This window comes from Rheinheimera sp. NSM (assembly GCF_052380015.1).
Lineage (GTDB): Bacteria > Pseudomonadota > Gammaproteobacteria > Enterobacterales > Alteromonadaceae > Alishewanella.
The window spans coordinates 647138-668113 of sequence record NZ_JBQTCI010000001.1; the positions used below are offsets into that span (position 1 = coordinate 647138).

Annotated in this window: 20 protein-coding genes; 19 read left to right on the forward strand and 1 reads right to left on the reverse strand. The window is 51.2% G+C overall.

All coding sequences use genetic code 11. The annotated features are described in order from the left end of the window. Nucleotides 1–12: 12 nt before the first annotated feature. The 19 genes from ACTZWV_RS02850 (at nucleotide 13) to ACTZWV_RS02940 (ending at nucleotide 20129) form a co-directional block, all read left to right on the forward strand. Nucleotides 13–1227, forward strand: a complete 1215-nt coding sequence (locus ACTZWV_RS02850; protein WP_444785084.1) for an IscS subfamily cysteine desulfurase — start codon at nucleotides 13–15, stop codon at nucleotides 1225–1227. Nucleotides 1228–1257: 30 nt separating this feature from the next. Then, nucleotides 1258–1641, forward strand: coding sequence for a Fe-S cluster assembly scaffold IscU (iscU, locus tag ACTZWV_RS02855; protein WP_305552261.1), 384 nt, complete (start codon nucleotides 1258–1260; stop codon nucleotides 1639–1641). 5 nt (nucleotides 1642–1646) lie between these two features. After that, a complete protein-coding gene (gene iscA, locus ACTZWV_RS02860; RefSeq protein ID WP_173502638.1) occupies nucleotides 1647–1970 on the forward strand; it encodes an iron-sulfur cluster assembly protein IscA in 324 nt (107 codons plus the stop codon). Nucleotides 1971–2023: 53 nt separating this feature from the next. After that, entirely contained in the window at nucleotides 2024–2548 is a 525-nt protein-coding gene (hscB, locus tag ACTZWV_RS02865) for a co-chaperone HscB (RefSeq protein WP_444785085.1), read from the forward strand. Nucleotides 2549–2556: 8 nt separating this feature from the next. Further along, the gene (gene hscA / locus ACTZWV_RS02870) at nucleotides 2557–4410 is read left to right on the forward strand and encodes a Fe-S protein assembly chaperone HscA (protein WP_444785086.1); all 1854 of its coding nucleotides are present in this window, start codon (nucleotides 2557–2559) and stop codon (nucleotides 4408–4410) included. 3 nt (nucleotides 4411–4413) lie between these two features. Then, nucleotides 4414–4752, forward strand: coding sequence for an ISC system 2Fe-2S type ferredoxin (gene fdx / locus ACTZWV_RS02875; RefSeq protein ID WP_305552264.1), 339 nt, complete (start codon nucleotides 4414–4416; stop codon nucleotides 4750–4752). Between the two features lie 158 nt (nucleotides 4753–4910). Next, nucleotides 4911–6065 carry a porin gene (locus ACTZWV_RS02880; protein WP_444785087.1) on the forward strand — a complete coding sequence of 385 codons (1155 nt, stop codon included), beginning with the start codon at nucleotides 4911–4913 and terminating at the stop codon, nucleotides 6063–6065. Between the two features lie 9 nt (nucleotides 6066–6074). Beyond that, complete coding sequence (locus ACTZWV_RS02885) at nucleotides 6075–6488, forward strand: phosphate ABC transporter substrate-binding protein (RefSeq protein WP_444785088.1); 414 nt, start codon at nucleotides 6075–6077, stop codon at nucleotides 6486–6488. A gap of 158 nt (nucleotides 6489–6646) precedes the next feature. Beyond that, nucleotides 6647–7078, forward strand: a complete 432-nt coding sequence (gene ndk, locus ACTZWV_RS02890) for a nucleoside-diphosphate kinase (RefSeq protein WP_444785089.1) — start codon at nucleotides 6647–6649, stop codon at nucleotides 7076–7078. 106 nt (nucleotides 7079–7184) lie between these two features. Next, the gene (locus ACTZWV_RS02895) at nucleotides 7185–8312 is read left to right on the forward strand and encodes a bifunctional tRNA (adenosine(37)-C2)-methyltransferase TrmG/ribosomal RNA large subunit methyltransferase RlmN (RefSeq protein WP_305552268.1); all 1128 of its coding nucleotides are present in this window, start codon (nucleotides 7185–7187) and stop codon (nucleotides 8310–8312) included. Between the two features lie 18 nt (nucleotides 8313–8330). Beyond that, nucleotides 8331–10109, forward strand: coding sequence for a type IV pilus biogenesis/stability protein PilW (gene pilW / locus ACTZWV_RS02900; protein WP_444785090.1), 1779 nt, complete (start codon nucleotides 8331–8333; stop codon nucleotides 10107–10109). Beyond that, a complete protein-coding gene (locus tag ACTZWV_RS02905; protein WP_444785091.1) occupies nucleotides 10106–10921 on the forward strand; it encodes a RodZ domain-containing protein in 816 nt (271 codons plus the stop codon). Before pilW ends, ACTZWV_RS02905 begins: the two co-directional genes overlap by 4 nt. Before the next feature lie 2 nt (nucleotides 10922–10923). Then, a complete protein-coding gene (gene ispG, locus ACTZWV_RS02910) occupies nucleotides 10924–12027 on the forward strand; it encodes a flavodoxin-dependent (E)-4-hydroxy-3-methylbut-2-enyl-diphosphate synthase (protein ID WP_444785092.1) in 1104 nt (367 codons plus the stop codon). Nucleotides 12028–12109: 82 nt separating this feature from the next. Next, nucleotides 12110–13375: a histidine--tRNA ligase gene (gene hisS / locus ACTZWV_RS02915; RefSeq protein WP_444785093.1), complete on the forward strand. Its 1266-nt coding sequence runs from the start codon at nucleotides 12110–12112 to the stop codon at nucleotides 13373–13375. Between the two features lie 22 nt (nucleotides 13376–13397). Then, on the forward strand, nucleotides 13398–14030 hold the full coding sequence (locus tag ACTZWV_RS02920) for a YfgM family protein (protein ID WP_444785094.1): 633 nt from the start codon (nucleotides 13398–13400) through the stop codon (nucleotides 14028–14030). A gap of 12 nt (nucleotides 14031–14042) precedes the next feature. Beyond that, a complete protein-coding gene (gene bamB / locus ACTZWV_RS02925; RefSeq protein ID WP_444785095.1) occupies nucleotides 14043–15224 on the forward strand; it encodes an outer membrane protein assembly factor BamB in 1182 nt (393 codons plus the stop codon). Between the two features lie 72 nt (nucleotides 15225–15296). Beyond that, nucleotides 15297–16775, forward strand: a complete 1479-nt coding sequence (der, locus tag ACTZWV_RS02930) for a ribosome biogenesis GTPase Der (RefSeq protein WP_444785096.1) — start codon at nucleotides 15297–15299, stop codon at nucleotides 16773–16775. A gap of 11 nt (nucleotides 16776–16786) precedes the next feature. Then, complete coding sequence (locus ACTZWV_RS02935) at nucleotides 16787–19045, forward strand: Orn/Lys/Arg family decarboxylase (RefSeq protein WP_444785097.1); 2259 nt, start codon at nucleotides 16787–16789, stop codon at nucleotides 19043–19045. A gap of 199 nt (nucleotides 19046–19244) precedes the next feature. Further along, the gene (locus tag ACTZWV_RS02940) at nucleotides 19245–20129 is read left to right on the forward strand and encodes an ion transporter (protein WP_444785098.1); all 885 of its coding nucleotides are present in this window, start codon (nucleotides 19245–19247) and stop codon (nucleotides 20127–20129) included. A 29-nt stretch (nucleotides 20130–20158) separates the two neighbouring features. On the opposite strand, the gene ACTZWV_RS02945 is transcribed toward ACTZWV_RS02940, so the two are convergent. Next, nucleotides 20159–20947 carry a ferredoxin--NADP reductase gene (locus tag ACTZWV_RS02945; RefSeq protein WP_444785099.1) on the reverse strand — a complete coding sequence of 263 codons (789 nt, stop codon included), beginning with the start codon at nucleotides 20945–20947 and terminating at the stop codon, nucleotides 20159–20161. Between the last annotated feature and the right edge of the window lie 29 nt (nucleotides 20948–20976).

Here is a 20976-nt window from a genome sequence, read left to right on the forward strand (position 1 = left end):
ACGGAGCAAAGAATGAAGCTACCTATTTATCTGGATTACGCTGCAACTACCCCGGTCGACGCCCGGGTAGCAGAGAAAATGATGCAGTTTTTAACAATGGACGGCGAGTTTGGTAACCCGGCGTCGCGTTCGCATCGTTTTGGCTGGCAGGCAGAAGAAGCGGTAGAAATTGCCCGCAGCCAGATTGCTGAGCTGGTAAACGCCGACCCGCGTGAAATTGTGTTTACCTCCGGCGCCACCGAATCGAACAACCTGGCCATTAAAGGCGCTGCCGATTTTTACCGTAAAAAAGGTAAGCACCTGATCACGGTTAAAACCGAACATAAAGCTACGCTGGATACTATGCGTCAGCTGGAGCGTGAAGGCTACGAGGTAACTTACCTTGAGCCGCAAACCGATGGTTTGGTAACGTTGGCGATGCTGGAAGCCGCTATCCGCCCCGATACCTCTGTTATCAGCGTGATGTTTGTTAACAACGAAATTGGTGTTGTGCAGGATATTGCCGCTATTGGCGAGCTGTGCCGCAGCAAAGGCATTATTTTCCATGTTGATGCTGCACAGGCGGCCGGCAAAGTCGATATCGACTTACAAACATTGAAAGTCGATTTAATGTCGTTCTCCGGCCATAAAGCTTATGGTCCTAAAGGCATTGGTGCGTTGTTTGTGCGGCGTAAACCGCGGATCCGCTTAGAAGCGCAGATGCACGGTGGCGGCCATGAGCGCGGTATGCGTTCAGGCACTTTACCAACGCACCAGATTGTCGCGATGGGCGAAGCTTTCCGTATTGCCAAGCTGGAAATGCATGACGAAATTAAGCGTATTACTGCTTTGCGCGACCGCTTACTAAACGGCGTGAAAGATATTGAGCAGGTGTTTTTAAACGGCAACCGTGCACAGCGCGTGCCGCATATCACCAATATCAGCTTTAACTATGTTGAAGGTGAGTCGCTGATTATGGCACTGAAAGACATTGCCGTATCGTCCGGTTCTGCCTGTACGTCTGCCAGCCTGGAGCCGTCTTATGTGTTGCGTGCGCTGGGCATGAGCGATGAGCTGGCGCACAGTTCTATCCGTTTCAGTATCGGCCGTTACACCACCGAAGCGCAGATTGATCACACTATTAAAATTGTGCATCAGGCAATTGAAAAACTGCGCGCTATGTCGCCATTGTGGGACATGTACAAAGACGGCGTTGATTTAAACACTGTAGCTTGGGTTGCGCACTAAGCGCGCCGGCTGCACATTGAGGTAACTATCATGGCTTACAGTAATAAAGTAATCGACCACTACGAAAACCCGCGTAACGTTGGCTCGTTCGACAAAGACGACGCCAGTGTTGCTACCGGTATGGTAGGCGCACCGGCTTGCGGCGACGTAATGAAGCTGCAAATTAAAGTGAATGCCGACGGCATTATTGAAGACGCTAAGTTTAAAACTTACGGCTGTGGCAGCGCTATTGCGTCCAGCTCGCTGGTTACCGAGTGGGTAAAAGGCAAAAGCCTGGCTGAAGCGCAGCAAATCAGCAATACCGACATCGCTCAGGAACTGGCTTTGCCACCGGTGAAAATTCACTGTTCTATCCTGGCGGAAGATGCCATTAAAGCGGCTATTGCTGATTACAAGCAAAAGCACGGGGGCTAAGCGTTATGGCTATTTCGATGACAACGGCAGCCGCCGAACGGGTGCGCAGCTTTATGCAAAACCGTGGCAAGGGTGTGGGCTTGCGGGTAGGCGTTAAAACCACCGGTTGCTCGGGCCTGGCTTATGTACTGGAGTTTGTCGATACGCTGAACGACGATGACGAGGTGTTTGAGCACGACGATCTAAAGTTAATTGTCGATGGTAAAAGCCTCGTCTATATCGACGGCACCCAGCTGGATTTTGTCAAAGAAGGCCTGAATGAAGGCTTTAAGTTTAATAATCCGAATGTAAACGGTGAATGCGGTTGTGGCGAAAGCTTCACAGTGTAAGCACTTAATTTAGCCACTTAACTTAAGCACTTAATGTAACTACTAAGGGCCGGATGAATTACTTTCAGCTGTTTAACCTGCCGGCGCAGTTCGACCTCGACTTAACTGAGTTGGGGTCGCGTTACTTACAACTGCAGCGCCGTTTTCACCCCGACCAGCATGCCGCCGGTTCGGAGCGTGATCGGCTGATGGCGGTGCAACAAACGGCCAATATTAACGATGCCTACCACAGTTTGAAGCAGCCATTGCTGCGGGCAGAGCATCTGCTGGCGCTGCGCGGTTTGAAAATCAGCCATGAACAGCGCAGCTTTACCGATCCGTTGTTTTTAATGCAACAAATGGAACTGCGTGAGCAGTTAGCCGAAATTGAACAAAGCGACGATGCCGACGCGGTAATTGACAGCATAGAGCGGCAATTGCAGCAGCACAAAAAACAGTTACTGCAGCAGTTGTCTGCAGCACTGCAGGCGCAAACTGCTGAGCAGGATCAACAGGCAGCCGACCTGATCCGTAAACTAAAATTTTTCTTTAAGCTACAGCAAGAGCTGGAGCTGACAGAACAGCAACTACAAGACTAAACAACACTATGCTATTACAAATCGCAGAGCCCGGACAAAGCGCTGCGCCGCATCAGCACAAGCTGGCGGCCGGTATTGACCTGGGCACCACCAACTCTCTGGTCGCCACAGTGCGTAGCGGCGAAGCCAAAACCCTGGTTAATGCACAGGGCCGCGATATGCTGCCATCGGTAGTGCGTTATACCCGCGATGCCGTTATTGTCGGTGACGCCGCCATGGCTGCGGCGGTGGAAGATGCAGATAACACCATAGTGTCGGTTAAACGTTTAATGGGCAAAGGCTACAGCGAAACCCTGGCTCTAAAAGACAAGGTGCCGTATCAGCTGATTGACCAGCAAGGTTTAGTGGCGATTAACACGGCTCAGGGCATTAAAAACCCGGTTGAAGTCTCGGCTGAAATTCTGGCTACCCTGGCTAATACCGCCAGCGAAACCTTAGGCGGCGAGCTAAATGGTGTGGTGATTACCGTACCGGCCTATTTTGATGATGCTCAGCGCCAGGCCACCAAAGACGCGGCCAAACTCGCCGGCTTAAATGTGCTGCGTTTACTCAATGAACCTACTGCCGCGGCGCTGGCCTATGGCCTTGACTCCGGCCAGGAAGGCATTATTGCGGTATACGACCTGGGCGGCGGCACCTTTGATATCTCGATATTACGCCTGCGCCGTGGTGTGTTTGAAGTGCTGGCCACCGGCGGTGATTCTGCGCTGGGCGGCGATGATTTTGACCATGTTATTGTCGGTTATCTGCAGCAACAGACCGGTGAAGCACAGCTATCGCACCAGGCAATGCGGCAATATTTAACCACCGCACGCAGCATTAAAGAGCAGTTAACTGACAGCGATACGGTAAGTTTCAGCCTGCCAACCGCTAAAGGTGTGCTTGACGGTACGCTGAGCAAAGCGGATTTTGAACAGCTGATTGGCGCCCTGGTAAAGAAAACCATCCGTGCCTGTCGTCAGGTACTGCGCGATGCCGGTTTAACCAATGATGAAATTGTTAAAGTGGTGATGGTGGGGGGCTCTACCCGGGTGCCGCTGGTGCGCCGTGAAGTGGCGGCATTTTTTGCTACAGAACCGCTTACCTCTATCGACCCGGATAAAGTGGTGGCCATAGGCGCCGCTATTCAGGCCAACGTGCTGGTAGGTAATAAAGCCGACGGTGATACGCTGCTGCTGGATGTGATCCCGTTATCACTCGGCCTTGAAACCATGGGCGGCTTAACGGAAAAAATTATTCCGCGTAACACGGTAATACCGGTAGCGCGGGCGCAGGAATTTACCACCTTTAAAGACGGCCAAACCGCCATGGCACTGCATGTGGTGCAGGGCGAGCGCGAACTGGTAGACGACTGCCGTTCTTTAGCCCGGTTTGAGCTGCGTGGCATACCACCAATGCCGGCCGGTGGCGCTCATATTCGCGTTACTTTTCAGGTAGACGCCGATGGTTTGTTAAGTGTTACCGCGCAGGAGAAATCCAGCGGTGTGCAGGCCAATATTCAGGTAAAACCATCATATGGTTTAAGCGATGATCAAGTTGCCACTATGCTGAAAAGCTCGATGCAGTATGCACGGCAGGATATGCAACTGCGCTTATTGCGTGAGCAGCAGGTTGAAGCTGAACGCGTACTGGAAGCGGTGTCGCAGGCCCTTAACGCCGATGCTGACTTGTTAAGCAAAGCGGAGCTGGCTGACATTAAACAAGCGCTGACAGCGCTGGCGGCGGTAAAGCAAGGTGACGATACTGCGGCGATCAAGGCCGCGATTGAGCAAACTAACAGATTAACTGACGACTTTGCCGCCAGGCGCATGGATCTTTCGGTCCGCAGTGCGTTGAAAGGCCATAACGTGGACGAGGTATAACAGATGCCACAGATTGTATTTTTACCCCATGCTGAACTGTGCCCCGATGGCGCGGCAGTGGAAGCCAAAGCCGGTGAAACGGTGTTGGATGTGGCCCTGCGCAGCGGTATTTCCATTGAGCATGCCTGTGAGAAATCCTGCGCTTGTACCACCTGCCATGTCATAGTACGCGAAGGCTTCTACTCATTAAACGAAAGTGATGAGTTAGAAGACGATATGCTGGATAAAGCCTGGGGGCTCGAAAGCGAGTCGCGTCTGGGCTGTCAGGCGCGTATTGCTGATGAAGACCTGGTGGTGGAAATTCCGAAATACACCGTCAATATCGTTAGCGAAGGTCATTAAGTTTTTGCTTATTTATGTCGCTGGAAATATTAACGGCCCACAGTGGCCGTTTTTTTATGCTAATTCACTGATCCAACTTGATAAAAAACTAATATTAGCTGGAGTAAGGTGGATCTTCAGCTAAGATCACAAAGACAACGATAACAGACGGGGTAATTATGTTAAAAAAATCTCTGATAGCGGTAACGCTGTCAACGCTGTTGGCTGCACCGGCTTATGCCGACCTGACCATCAACGGTTTTGCTTCGATTAAAGCCGGCATGACACTGGATAGCGACGATACGCTATATGGCTACAATGACGACCTGGATTTTAAAAATGAAAGCCTGTTCGCCGTGCAGCTGATGTCTGACCTGGGTGAGAAGTTGTCGGTTACGGCGCAGTTGATGGGCCGTGGTGCGGATGATTTTGACGTAGAGTTTGAATGGGCTTTTATCAGTTATCAGCTTAGCGACAATGTGCGCATAAACGCCGGCCGCTTACGCACACCGTTTTATAAGTACTCAGATTTTCGCGATGTCGGCTATGCCTACGACTGGCTGCGGGTACCACAAGGCGTGTATGGCCTGGGTTTTGACAATATTGAAGGTATATCACTTTATCACACCACTCAGTTAGGCAATTTTGATTCCAGCTTACAGTTGGTTGCCGGTGCTTACGATGGTGACGCCCGCATCAGCGGTACAGATGTTACTGCGGAAATTCAAAATGTTCTGGGTGTAACCTGGGAACTAAGTCGGGACTGGTATAGCGTGCGCGCAGCCTACCTTATCGGCGAGGTCAGTGTCGGCGCAGAAGCGGTGCAACTGCAACCTGGTGTAACTTTCGGCGATTTCTTTACCAGCTTATCAGGTGCCGGTTTTGCTGCTTTGGTTAATGAAATAGATATCAATGAAGAAGACGGCGCCTTTTTTGGTCTGGGTTTTACCGCCGATAAAAATGATTGGTTGTTAGTGGCCGAGTACACTCTGGTTAAAGTGGACAACAGCTTTATTGCTGATCAGAAAAACTTTTATGTATCAGTCGGTCGCCGCTTTGACAGCATCACGCCCTATATCTCCTATGAAAAAGAAGATAATGACGCAAAAACAGAAATTTACACACCCTACCTTGCCACCTTACCACCGCAGTTGTTGTTGCCGGTAGCGGGCATAGTGCAAAGTCAGGCCCGTGAAGCAACAACTTACAATGTTGGTTTACGCTATGACTTCCATCCTTCGGCGGCGTTTAAAGTGCAATACAGCTCTGAAGACAATGAAATCGCGGATCTACGTCAGGATGTGCTGGCGTTTGGCGTAGATTTAGTATTTTAAGGAGGCATTATGCGTATAGTGAAAACCGCTTTGTTACTTAGTGCCCTGTTATCCGGAGCTGTAGTTGCAGATATTGCTGTTGTAGTTAATCCGGCCAATGCTAATGCGGTATCGGCAGATGATTTAAACCGGTTGTTTTTAGGCCGCAGCAGCAGCTTCGCTGATGGTAGCAAAGCCACACCGCTAAACCTTGCTGAAGGCCAGGCCGGGCGCGACGAGTTTGACAGCAAAGTGCTAAACCGCTCTGCCGCACAGCTTAAAGCTTATTGGTCCAAGCTGGTGTTTACCGGCAAAGGCACACCACCAAAAGAATTGGCTGATGACGCGGCGGTAAAAGCCGCTGTAGCGGCTGATGCCACAGCTATAGGTTATATCAGCAGTGCCAGCGTGGATGGCAGTGTTAAGGTAGTGGCCAGCTTCTAACCACGTTATTGTCATAAAAAGCCGCGATACTGGGGTTTTGCTACTGCAGTTCGCGGCTTTTTTATCAGCAAAAATAGGTTTTTTTTTGCAACTAGCGTATAATTTGCCGCCTTAAATTTTAATCATTTAGTTTAAACCAACTTAATCAGGAGCCTGTTATGGCGTTAGAACGCACTTTTTCAATTATCAAGCCGGATGCAGTAGCAAAAAACCTTATTGGCGCTATCTACAACCGTTTTGAGTCTGCCGGTTTACGTATCGTAGCGGCTAAAATGCTACACTTAAGCCGTGAACAGGCTGAAGGTTTCTACGCTGAGCACAGCGCGCGTCCGTTTTTCGGCGCTTTAGTGTCTTTTATGACCTCAGGCCCGGTAATGGTACAAGTGTTAGAAGGCGAAGATGCTGTACGTAAGCACCGTGAAATCATGGGTGCAACTAACCCGAAAGAAGCCTTAGCCGGTACTTTACGTGCTGACTACGCGGCCAGCATCGATGAGAATGCGGTACACGGTTCCGACGCTGCAGCTTCTGCCGCACGTGAAATTGCTTACTTCTTCACTGAAGCCGAGCTGTGTGCCCGTACCCGTTAAGCGTTAATCGCCTGCGGTAACGGACTAAGGGGGCAGCAGCCCCCTTAGTGCATGTTGGTACAGTGTTTTATGGCTATTGTTTATTGTGGTAAGGAGCGCTCTGCAAATGACTGAGCAGCATAACAAAATTAATTTACTTGATTTAACACGCGCACAAATGCAGCAGTTTTTCGTCGATATGGGCGAAAAGCCGTTTCGTGCCGATCAGGTAATGAAATGGATTTACCACTTCTGTATCGATGATTTCGATAAGATGAGCAATATCAATAAAGTATTGCGGGAAAAGCTAAAAGCACGCTGCGTGATTGAAGCCCCTGTGGTAGTTACGCGGCAAGACAGCACGGATGGCACCATTAAGTTTGTCATGGGCTTAAGCGGCGGCCAGGAAGTAGAAACGGTGTGGATCCCGGAAAAAGATCGCCGCACTTTGTGTGTGTCTTCTCAGGTCGGTTGTGCACTGGATTGCTCGTTTTGTTCCACCGCGCAGCAGGGCTTTAACCGTAACCTCAGCGTGGCTGAAATTATTGGCCAGGTATGGCGGGTGGCGCAAATCATCGGCAGTTACGGCGATACCGGTGACAAACCTGTCACTAACGTGGTAATGATGGGCATGGGCGAGCCGCTGCTGAACCTGAACAACGTAGTGCCGGCCATGGAATTAATGCTGGAAGACTTCGGCTTTGGCTTATCCAAACGCCGCGTTACCTTAAGTACCTCCGGCGTAGTGCCGGCGCTGGATTTATTGCGCGATAAAATCGACGTAGCGCTGGCTATTTCTCTGCATGCACCGAACAACGAATTGCGTAACGAACTGGTGCCGGTAAACCGTAAGTACCCGATGGAAGAATTTTTAGCAGCCTCAAGGCGTTATGTGGCGAACTCTAAGGCCAATGACAAGGTCACAGTAGAGTACGTGATGCTTGATGGTGTGAACGACAGTATGGAGCAGGCGCATGAATTGGCGCACGCGCTGAAAGATACACCGTCGAAAATTAACCTGATCCCGTTTAATCCTTATCCGGGGTCGCCATACAAGCGTTCGAGCAACTCACGGATTGACAGATTTAACAAAGTCTTACAAGAATACGGCTTTACTGTTATTGTACGGAAAACCCGTGGTGACGATATCGACGCAGCCTGTGGCCAGTTAGTGGGCGATGTCATCGACAGAACAAAAAGGCTGATTAAGAAGCAGCAAAAAGGCCAGCCGATCGCGGTTAAAATGCTGCAGTAAATCAAGGAAGCAGGTGTGGTGAAGCAAAAAGTTCTCATTGGTCTGTCACTTTGTAGTGTGCTGCTGCTGACAGCCTGTGTGTCAGAGCAAAGCTATAAAGGCAGCGATAAGCCGGTTTCTGACCGCACCTTTGACAATATAGAGGCAGCCCGCACCCGCATTTCACTGGGGCTGAATTACCTGCGCCGCGGCGATACGTCGCAAGCCAAGTATAATTTGGAACGCGCCCGCAGCTTTGCGCCTAACTCTGCCGAAGTGTACGGAGCCCTGGCGTACTACTACCAAAGCGTTGGCGAGAATGTTCAAGCCGAAGAGTACTTTAAGCAGGCCATTGCTAAAGACAACAACTATGCCGATGCCTACAATAACTACGGCGCTTTTTTATGCCAGATCGGCCGTTATGAGCAATCGGAGCAATTGCTGCTCAAAGCCATCAGCCGGCCGGGTTATATCCGCGTAGCCGAGAGCTACGAAAACCTGGCGCTGTGTCAGTTGCAGCAAAATAGCTTTGCTAAAGCTAAAACCTATCTCGATAACTCACTGAGCCACAATAGCACCCGTATTACTTCGCTAACCATGGCCGCCGGTTTGTCTTACGCTATGGGCGATAATCGTCAGGCCAAAAGCTTGTTAGATCGCATTCAGCGATTGGGTCGGGTGTCGGCCCGCACAGTGCTGCTTAGTTATTTAATTGCGGAAAAAAGCGGTGATCGTGAAACCATGCGTAACGCTGAGCAACTGTTGCTGACACTCTATACTGACACCCCGGAAACGCGGTTGTTGTTACAGGGCAAATTGCAGGATACCGAGTTTGAACAGCTGCGTGAGCGTTACAAAGACAGCCTGATGGCAAATATAGTGTTACCGGATGAGACTGTATCTGCTGAGCGGCCTTCCGCACCGGTGGCCAACCCGAAATTAAAAGTCGTGAAACGTAAAAGCGCTGACAGCGCAATAACAAATACAGCGCAACCGGTCGCCAACAGTGCTGCGGTACTGAGCAATACTGCCAGCGCTATAGCTGGCAGCCTGACTGTACCGGCGCAAACGGCGGTGGTGGCGTCGGCGACCGTGCCGGCAGCCTTGCCGGTTGAAACTATTGTAACGCAAGCCGCAGCTACGCCATCTGACAACGCAACCACAAACTCAGCCATGGCAGCTGAAGCAGAAGCGCAAATGCAAGCCGCGCAGCTTGCAGAGCCTGCTGTGGACACTGATGCCGCGACTGAGACGGCTACAACAGAACAAGTTGAGCAAGTAGCTGAATTGCCTGCTGAGCAGTCAGCAGCGCAACCGGCAGAACAAGCCGTGGCCTCTGAAGCTGCCGGCACTGATCAAGTGTTAACTGCAACTGCAGCTGATACACAAACAGTGGCAGACGATAGCGCTGATGCGCCTTTTCATATAGTGCAGGCAGCCGAGTCGTTATACGCAATTTCAGTGAAGCACAATATTCGTTTACAAAGTCTGATGCAGTGGAACCAGTTAACCCCGGAAGCAGTGATAAAAACCGGGCAAAAAATTTGGTTGGCCGAAGTTACGCAACAACAAGTAACGCAGCAGCAAAAAGTTACGCCGCAGCAAAAAGTAGTTGCGGCCGGCCTGGAAGCCCGGCCGCAGGTTAGTGCGCAAAGCCCGTATCATCTGGTGGCTGCCGGTGAAACCATGTTTGGTATTTCGTACCGTTACAACGTGCGGCTATCCAGCTTTCTCAGTTGGAATAACCTTACCGAAAGCAGCACCTTAAAGGTAGGCCAGCAAGTGTACGTTGTCGACCCGGCCAGTATTGCACAATGAGTACAGAACCCGCAGCCGTCATCAGTGCGGGCCAGTTATTACGCCAGGCCCGCGAGCAACGTCAACTCAGCGTACAGCAGGTTGCAGTGCAGTTGAATTTAAAACCGTTGCAGGTGGAGCAGCTGGAGCAGGATCAACTTGACGGCTCTATGTTAGAAACCTTTGCCCGCGGCTATGTACGGGCTTATGGTCGCTTATTAAAGTTACCTGAAGCTGAGCTGATGGCTGCATTCAGCCGGCAAACCGGTTGTGTCGCCAGCAGCGCCAAACCGATGCGCACTTTTTCTAACCGCGAAGCGAAGCAAGCAACAGAGAACCGCTTTATGTGGTTAACCTACGCTATTATCGCCTTGTTGTTGTTGTTACTGTTTATCTGGTGGTGGCAAACAGCGCGGCCGGTTTCTGACAGTGTGCCTGCGCCGGTTGAAACGGTGGCCATACCTGAAACAGCCGCTGCAGAAGTCGCGCCGGTGGCAACGCCGGAGCAGCTACATGAACTGCTGGATCAGTTAATGCCATCTGCTGAGCCCGTTGCGGCGGAAGCGGAGCCTGAAGCACAATTGCTGCCGGATCAGCTGGAAATGCGCTTTAGTGCAAACTGCTGGGTCGATGTGGTGGATGCTGAAGGTAACCGTGTGGCTTACGGCACTAAACAGGCTGGCTATGTTATGCAGCTTACCGGTAAAGCGCCCTTTGTGGTTACCTTGGGTAACCCTGGTGTAGTGCAAATCAGTTACAATCAGCAACCTTTTGATATGTCAGCGTTACCGGCTGGCAGAGTGGCAAAATTTTCTATTCCTGAGTCTGAATAACCATGTTTGCAGAAAACCCAATTAAACGCCGTCAAAGTACGCAAATTCGTGTTGGTAACGTGCTGATTGGCGGTGATGCGCCGATAGCAGTGCAGTCGATGACCAACACCCGCACTACAGATGTCGCCGCTACCGTGGCGCAAATTCAGGCTATTGCCAAAGCCGGTGCTGATTTGGTGCGGGTGTCGGTACCTACCATGGAAGCGGCAGAGGCCTTTAAGCTGATCAAGCAACAATCGCCGATCCCATTGGTGGCAGATATTCATTTTGATTACCGCATTGCCTTAAAAGTGGCCGAGTACGGCGTAGATTGCCTGCGGATTAACCCGGGCAATATAGGCCGCGAAGACCGTATTCGCGCCGTAGTAGATTGTGCGCGGGATTACAATATTCCGATCCGCATTGGCGTAAATGGCGGTTCACTGGAAGCCGATATCCAGGAAAAATACCGTGAGCCAACGCCCGAAGCCCTGGTAGAATCGGCGATGCGGCATGTCGAGATTCTCGACCGGCTGAATTTCGATCAATTTAAAGTCAGCGTTAAAGCATCAGACGTGTTTTTAGCGGTTGGCGCTTACCGTTTGTTGGCTAAACAAATTAAGCAGCCGCTGCACCTGGGTATTACCGAGGCCGGTGGTGCCCGTGCCGGCGCAGTCAAATCGGCTATTGGCCTGGGCATGTTATTGGCTGAAGGCATTGGCGATACACTGCGTATATCGCTGGCTGCGGATCCGGTAGAAGAAGTCAAAGTAGCCTTTGATATTTTAAAGTCGCTGCGCATCCGCTCGCGCGGCATTAACTTTATTGCCTGCCCCAGCTGCTCGCGGCAGGAATTTGATGTAATTAAAACCATGAACCAGCTTGAAGAGCGGCTGGAAGATGTGATTGAGCCCTTAACAGTATCGGTAATTGGCTGTGTGGTAAACGGCCCGGGTGAAGCCCTTATCTCTGATTTAGGCGTGGCCGGTGCCAGCAAAAAAAGTGGCTTTTACATTAACGGCCAACGGCAAAAGTTGCGGCTGGACAATGATCAGGTTGCCGATCAGTTAGAGCAACAGGTGCGCGACTACCTGCAACAAAAAATTGCGGTGCGCCAGCTGGATTAAGCCCGGCAACAAGCTTGGTGTTTAGCCGTGTTACGCCTATAATCGCCACTGTTTTTTAACTCAAACCGATGGAAGTTTAATTTTGTCGAAGCAAATTCAGGCCATTCGCGGCATGAACGATTGTCTGCCGCAGGATACGCCGGCCTGGCAATATGTTGAGCAGGTGCTGCGCCAAACGGTTGCCGGTTATGGCTACAGTGAGATCCGTTTTCCTATCGTGGAAATGACCGAACTGTTTAAGCGCTCTATCGGCGAAGTGACCGATATCGTTGAAAAAGAAATGTATACCTTTGCCGATCGCAACGGTGACAGTTTAACGCTGCGCCCGGAAGGCACGGCTTGCTGCGTGCGCGCCGGCAATGAACATGGCTTGTTATATAATCAGGAACAGCGGCTGTGGTACACCGGGCCGATGTTTCGCCATGAACGGCCGCAAAAAGGCCGTTACCGGCAATTTCATCAGTTTGGTCTGGAAGCCTTCGGCATCGCCTCCGCTGATATCGACGCAGAAGTAATTATGCTAAGCGCGCGGTTGTGGCAGCAACTGGGGTTAACGCCTTACGTTAAGCTGGAGCTTAATTCGCTTGGTTCAAGCGAAGCCCGCGCGGCTTACCGCGATGCGTTAGTGGCCTATTTAGAGCAGCATAAAGCTGTGCTGGATGAAGACAGCCTGCGCCGTATGTACACTAATCCGCTTAGGGTGCTGGACAGTAAGAACCCGGCGCTGGCCGATATGTTAGCTGCTGCGCCTAAGCTGGCAGACTATTTGGATGAGGATTCAGCCTCTCACTTCGCCCGTGTGCAGCAGTTGCTGACGCTGGCGGGTATTGAGTACACGGTAAACCCGCGGTTGGTGCGCGGGCTGGATTACTACAACAAAACCGTGTTTGAGTGGGTTACCACTGAGCTGGGTTCCCAGGGCACTGTATGTGCCGGTGGCCGTTATGATGGTTTAGTTGAGCAATTAGGTGGCAAGGCCACACCGGCGGTGGGCTTTGCGCTGGGGTTAGAACGGCTGGTGTTGCTGTTGCAAACGTTAGAGTTACTGCCGCAATTGCCGGCCGTAGCGGATATTTACCTGATGGCACTGGGTGAGCAGGCGGAACTTGCGGCACTTTCTGTTGCCGAAAGGCTGCGCAACAACTTGCCCGGGCAGCGCATTATGGTGCATTGTGGCGGCGGCAATTTAAAGAAACAAATAAAGCGCGCTGATAAATCCGGCGCGGCCATTGGCCTTATCATCGGCGAAGATGAGTTGGCACGCGGCGAAATTAGCGTTAAGTGGCTGCGGCAAGATAAACCGCAACAAACAATTTTATTAACTGATTTGGCCGGCCTTCTGGCCTGAGCAGCATTGACGGAGTAACGCAGTGGAAATTTACAGCAGTGAAGAACAACAGGTAGAAGCCATTAAACGTTTCTGGCACGAATACGGTAAAGCTATTCTGGCCGGTGTGGTACTGGGTTTGGCAGCGTTATATGGCTTTCGGTTCTATCAGGCCGAGCAGCGCAATACTGCTGAGGCCGCGTCAACCGAGTTCAGCCGTTTAGTTGAGCAACGCGGCGCTGCCGGCAGTGAAGACTGGCTGGCACAGGCACAAGATTTTGTTGCAACCTCTGATGCCAACAATTATGCCGTTATGGCGGCTTTACTGGCCGCCAAAGATGCTGTAACGCTGCAACAATACGACAAGGCTGCAGAACAACTGAGCTGGGTATTGGCTAACAGCAAACAACCGGCATTGCTGGCCGTAACGCAATTGCGTTTAGCACGGTTACAGCAAGAGCAAGGCAACTTTGATGCGGCCTTAACCACGTTAGCACAGCCGGTACCGGACAGTTTTATTGCTATTCAGGCTGAACTGAAAGGCGATATTTTAATGCAGGCAGATAAGTTGCCTGAAGCGAAAGCCGCTTACCAGCAGGCATTGGCTGCTGCCGGTCAGAATCAGCAGTTATTGAAAATTAAGCTGGATGAGCTGGCTCACGTCACTGCAGTATAAATAGAGGTAAGCGTGAAATTACAGTTAAAACAGGCTTTATTGTTTACTGCGGTGCTGCTGGCGGGCTGTTCTTCGAAAGAGAAGTTGGTACTGCCACCGGTGCAAAACAGCATAGACCCCGATGTGGTCTGGAGCAAAAGCGTTGGCTCCGGCGTTGAGCATTACGAATCGCAGCTAACGCCGATTATTGTCAAAGACACTGTGTACGCCGCCAGCCGTGAAGGCCTGGTCGCGGCGTTTGACCTTAACTCGGGTAAACGTAAGTGGCAGTTTGACCTGCGCAAACCGGCCGGCAGCTCATTCTGGCAAGGCATCAGTGATGTGTGGTCCGGTGATAACGCCCGTATTTCCGGTGGTATCAGTTTTGGCTACGACAAGCTGTATTTCGGCACCGAAAACGGTGATGTTGTTGCTCTGTCGGCGGATGGCCAGCTGGTATGGCGGGTAATGGTTAAAGGCGAAGTGTTGGCAAGACCTGCTGTGGGCGAAGGCCTGGTAGTAGTGGCAACCGGTGCCGGTACCTTAATTGCGTTACACCCGGACAGCGGCGAGCAGCGTTGGCAGTTTGAGAATGAACAACCGGCGTTAACGCTGCGCGGTGTCAGTGAGCCGGTTATTGAAGCCGGTGGCGTTATTTACGGTTCCGGTAGCGGCCATTTGGGCGTGTTGATTGCAGATCGTGGCTATCAGGCGTGGGAAGAACCCATCGCTGTGCCGTCGGGCTCTACCGATTTATCCCGCTTGGTGGATGTTGATGCTAAACCTGTAATCCAGGGGGGCACGGTATTTAGTATTGCTTATAACGGATCGCTGATTGCACAAGAGCTGCGCACCGGCCGGCAAATCTGGAAGCGCGATTACGCCAGTTTCCGCAATATGGCTTTGGCCGACGGCATTTTGTACGTGGTCGACTCTGAAGGCCGTATTTATGCGCTGGATACGGCCAGCGGCACCGAGCGTTGGTCACAGTTTGGCCTGAACAAACATTACCTGACCGGACCAACGGTATACAAAGACTACCTGGTGATCGGCGACAACAAAGGTAATTTGCACTGGGTTAACCGTGCAACCGGCGATTTTGTTGCCCGTCGTAGTATGGATGGTTCCGGTTTTTATACTGAAGCGGTAAGCAATGGTGCCTATGTGTTGGTGCAAAGCCGTAACGGTAAGCTAGTCTTATTACAAACGCCTTAAACCGGGCTTAGCGGTTGAAGTTTTTAAACAGGCCTGTACCGGGCCTGTTTTGTTATTTTTGAGGTTCACATAATGTTGCCTGTCGTTGCCCTTGTAGGGCGAGCCAATGTCGGTAAGTCGACACTTTTTAACCGCTTAACCCGCACCCGTGATGCGTTGGTTGCGGACTTCCCCGGCCTGACACGGGACCGTAAATACGGTTCGGTTAATTTTGAAGGGCTGGAATTTATTGTGGTGGATACCGGCGGTATCGACGGCAACGAGCAGGGCATTGAAGTGGAAATGGCTGAGCAATCGCTAAAAGCCATAGATGAAGCCGATGTGGTGTTGTTTATGGTCGACGCCAGAGTAGGCGCCACCGTAGGCGATGAAGCCATAGCAGCGCATATTCGCAAAGTAGAGAAAAAGGTGTTTGTTGTTGCCAACAAAACCGATGGTCTTGATGCCGATACTGCCATTGCTGACTTCTACAGTTTAGGTTTAGGTGACGTGTATGCCATAGCCGCAGCCCATGGCCGTGGCGTGTCGTCGCTGTTAAACCATGCACTTATTCCGTTGTTAAGCGAAGAGCAGCAAAAACGCCTGGCCGGTGAAGTTGACGAGGCCGAAGGCCCGGCACTTGAAACCCTGACCGAAGAAGAAGCCGATGCTGAAGCGGCGCGGCTGCGCAGTGAACATATTAAACTGGCGATAGTCGGCCGGCCGAACGTAGGTAAGTCAACACTGACTAACCGCATCCTCGGTGAAGAGCGGGTGGTGGTGTTTGATATGCCCGGTACCACACGCGATTCTGTTTATATTCCGATGCAGCGCAACGAGCGCGAATACACCCTTATCGACACCGCCGGTGTACGCCGGCGCGGCAAAATCGATGATATGGTAGAAAAGTTCTCGGTGATTAAAACGCTGCAGGCGATTGAAGATGCCAACGTGGTGATTTTAGTGCTGGACGCGCGTTTGGGTATTTCCGACCAGGACTTAAGCATCCTCGGTTTTGCGCTTAATTCCGGCCGCTCGCTGGTTATTGCAGTGAATAAATGGGATGGCTTAAACGACAGCATTAAAGATGAAGTAAAACGCGAGCTGGACCGCCGCCTCGGTTTTATCGATTTCGCCCGCTTGCATTTTATCTCGGCGTTGCACGGCTCCGGCGTGGGTAACCTGTTTGAGTCAGTGGAAGAAGCGTTTGACTCGGCGACCAAGCGCCACAGCACTGCCTTGTTAACGAGGATCATGAAGATGGCGCAGGAAGATCACCAGCCGCCGTTGGTACATGGCCGTCGGGTAAAACTGAAATACGCCCATGCTGGTGGTTATAACCCGCCACTGGTGGTTATTCATGGTAATCAGGTCGACGATCTGCCCGATTCCTACAAGCGCTACCTGATGAATTACTACCGTAAAACGCTGCAAATGATGGGCACGCCAATCCGGATAGAATTCCGCGAAGGTGAAAACCCGTTTGCACCGAATAAAAAGAACACCGAAACGCCGCTGCAAAAATACAAGCGCGAGCGGCTGATGAAAGCGCGTAAAAAACTGGACCAATAAGGACCAATCGCATGAATTTTCGTTTCCCGGTTATTGTTATCGATGAAGACTTCCGCTCGGAGAATATCTCCGGCTCCGGTATTCGCGACCTGGCGCAGGCTATCAGCAGCCACGGCTTTGAAGTGGTAGGCTACACCAGCTATGTCGATTTAAGCGCCTTTGCCCAGCAAGCCAGTCGGGCATCGTGCTTTATCTTGTCGATTGACGATGAAGAGTTTGGCAGCGGCAGCGCCGACGAAGTGGCGCTGGCGTTAAAAGAGCTGCGTACCTTTATTAAAGAAGTGCGTAAGCGTAACGCCGATATTCCGATTTTCCTGTATGGTGAAACCCGTACCACCCGGCATGTACCCAATGACGTACTGCGCGAGTTGCATGGCTTTATCCATATGTTTGAAGACACGCCGGAGTTTGTTGCCAAGCACATTATCCGCGAAGCGAAAAAGTACCTCGATGCCCTGGCACCACCGTTTTTTAATGCGCTGATGGATTACGCCTCTGACGGCTCTTACTCCTGGCACTGCCCCGGCCACTCCGGTGGCGTGGCGTTTTTAAAAAGCCCGGTCGGCCAGATGTTTCACCAGTTCTTTGGCGAAAACATGCTGCGCGCCGACGTGTGCAATGCGGTAGATGAATTAGGCCAGTTGCTCGATCACACCGGCCCGGTAGCGCAAAGTGAGCAAAACGCCGCGCGTATTTTCAGCTGCGATCACCTGTTCTTTGTGACCAACGGTACCTCTACGTCGAACAAGATGGTGTGGCACTCGGTAGTCGCACCGGGCGATATCGTCGTGGTCGACCGTAACTGCCATAAATCGATACTGCACTCGATTATTATGACCGGCGCTATACCGGTGTTTCTAATGCCTACCCGTAACCATTACGGCATTATTGGCCCTATTCCGAAAAGCGAGTTTTCACCTGAAGCGATAGCGAAGAAAATCGAGGCTAACCCCTTTGCCCGTAACGCGAAAAACAAAAAGCCGCGTATTTTAACCATTACGCAAAGTACCTACGACGGTATCTTGTATAACGTGGAAGAGATTAAGCAGGAGCTGGGTTCAACTATCGATACGCTGCATTTTGATGAAGCCTGGCTGCCGCACGCCAGCTTCCATGATTTCTATAGAAATATGCATGCGATAGGCAAAGACCGGCCACGCTCAGAAGAAACCTTGGTATTTGCTACCCAGTCTACCCACAAGCTGCTGGCTGGTTTGTCACAAGCATCGCAAATTCTGGTGCAAAACGCGCAGAACCGTAACCTGGATACGCACCGTTTTAACGAGTCTTACCTGATGCACAGCTCTACCAGCCCGCAATATGCCATTATTGCCAGCTGCGACGTAGCCGCTGCGATGATGGAAGCACCCGGCGGTACCGCGTTGGTAGAAGAGAGCTTAATGGAAGCCATCGATTTTCGCCGTGCTATGCGCAAGGTGGATGATGAATTTGGTGATGACGACTGGTGGTTCCGTGTCTGGGGCCCGGACGAGTTACCGGAAGAAGGCCTAGGCACCCGAGATAACTGGACCTTGCACGCTAAAGACAGTTGGCATGGTTTTGGCGCGATAGAGTCGGGCTTTAATATCCTCGACCCGATTAAAGCTACCATTATTACCCCGGGCTTAAACCTGCACGGACAGTTTGATGAGCAGGGCATACCGGCGGCTATTGTCAGCAAGTATCTGGCCGAGCACGGTATTATTATCGAGAAAACCGGCCTGTACTCGTTCTTTATTATGTTTACCATCGGCATTACCAAAGGCCGCTGGAATTCCATGGTAACCGAGCTGCAGCAGTTTAAAGACGATTACGACCAAAACCTGCCGATGTGGCGCGTGCTGCCGGAGTTCGCGAAAAAGCATCCGCGCTATGAAAAAGTTGGCCTGCGTGATCTATGCCAGCAAATTCACAATATGTACCGTAAGTTCGATGTCGCCAAAGTGACTACCGAAATGTACTTATCGAATATTGAACCGGCGATGACGCCGGCCGATGCCTGGGCCAGGATGGCGCACCGTGATATTGAGCGGGTTTCCATTGACGAAATTGAAGGCCGTGTTACCGCCATGCTGGTAACGCCGTATCCACCTGGCATACCGCTGATGGTGCCGGGCGAGCGCTTTAATAAAATTATCGTTAATTATCTGCAGTTCACCCGCGCCTTTAACAGCGCCTTCCCGGGCTTTGAAACCGACGTGCACGGCTTAGTGCGCGAAATGGTAGACGGCGAGCTGAAGTACTTTATCGATGTGGTAAAGGAGTCCTGAGCTGAAAGGGCCGCTGACAGCGGCCTTTTTTTCTGTCTTAGCTATTCTTAGCTATTATTACAGTGGATTACATTGCATTGACCCCTGCCGGCCGCACAGTTCATTCACGGCAGTTATACGATCTTCTGCGCCGTTAGCGTAGTAAAGGATAAGGCTAAAACGTGAACTACAGTACTAAGACTATGAAGAAGCTGCCAGTATGTCCGGATTAAAACCGGCTAAAATTGGCATCAGAGGGCGTATTTTCCAGATTGTGTTTGAATCTGACACCCCTCTGGGAAAAGGCTTTGATCTGCTGTTGGTGGCACTGATATTTTTCAGCGTCATTGTCATCATGCTCGACAGCGTACAGGAGTATCATCAACGCTTTGGGGCAATTTTCTTTTATGCGGAATGGACTATCACCTTGCTCTTTACCATTGAGTTGGGGTTGCGCATTTACTGCCTGGAAAAGCCGCAGGTTTATCTGAAGAGTTTTTACGGCATTATTGATGTGCTCGCCGTCTTGCCGACGTGGCTGGCTTTGGTAATACCTGGCGCACAAACGCTGATAGTGTTGCGTTTGCTGCGTACGTTGCGTTTATTCCGGGTGCTCGAAATGATGGCGTTGGTTGGGCAGGGCAAATTGCTGTTGGGGGCGCTGCAACGCAGCCGGGACCAAATACTGCTGTTTCTGTTTACCGTGTTGATGCTGGTAATTGTATTTTCGTCCATGCTGTATCTGATAGAGCCCAGAGAGTCTGGTTTTACCAGCATTCCGAAGTCCATTTACTGGGGTATCGTTACGCTAACCACTGTCGGTTATGGTGATGTCGTGCCGGTTACGCCGTTGGGCCAGCTTATTTCGGTTATGATCATGCTGTCGGGTTACTCTATCATTGCGCTGCCGGCAGGGGTATTTTCAGCCGAGGTTATCCGTACTTTGCGTGAAGAGCGTTACTCTGATGAAGCTTGTCCGGGCTGCGGCGTGCATCAGCATGAGTACGATGCCCTTTATTGCAAGCGCTGTGGCACCTGGCTCGACGAAGAATGCACCGCACCCGATACGCCGGTAAAGCCGGCCAGAAAAAAACGTGGAAAATAGCGGACTTTGACCTTAAGGATGCTACTGCTCTACTTTTCGATAAAAGCTTGTTCAATCACGTAATGGCCCCTTGTGCGTGAATTGGCTTTTGCAAAGCCGCGCTGATCCAGCATACCCATCAGCTGCTGCAACATGGCATCGTTGCCGCATAACATAAATCTGTCGTGCTGCGGGTTAAGTGCCGGCATGCCGATATCTGCAAGTAACTTACCACTGTCCAGCAAATCGGTAATACGCCCCTGGTGTGGCACGCCGTTTCTGACATAGTCTTCCCGTGTCACTGTGGGGTAGTAAATCAGCTTTTCGCGAACTTCTTCACCAAAGTAAGGGTTGGCCGGTAATACCTGTTCAATTTCATGCTGGTATGCCAGCTCTGAGCGCCAGCGCGTGCCATGCACCAGGATAATTTTATCGTAGCTCTCATAAATAAAAGGGTCGCGTATGATGCTCATAAAAGGCGCAAGCCCGGTACCGGTGCTTAATAAATACAAATGTTTACCGGGGATAAGGTAGCCGGGTACCAGGGTTCCGGCAGGCCTTACCGTTAGCATAATCTGGTCGCCGGCTTTAATGTTCTGCAGTCTTGATGTCAGCGCGCCGTCGGGCACCTTGATGCTGAAGAACTCAAGCTCTTCATCATAATGTGGGCTGGCAATACTGTATGCGCGCATTAACGGGCGACCAGCAACTTCCAGCCCAAGCATAACAAACTGGCCGCTTTCAAAGCGAAAAGACGACTCCCGCGTAGTTTTAAAGCTAAACAGCGTGTCATTCCAGTGATGAACATCGGTAACAATGGCATTGATAGTATTACGCATGACAGTCCTTACTTAATGGCCCTGGCCGC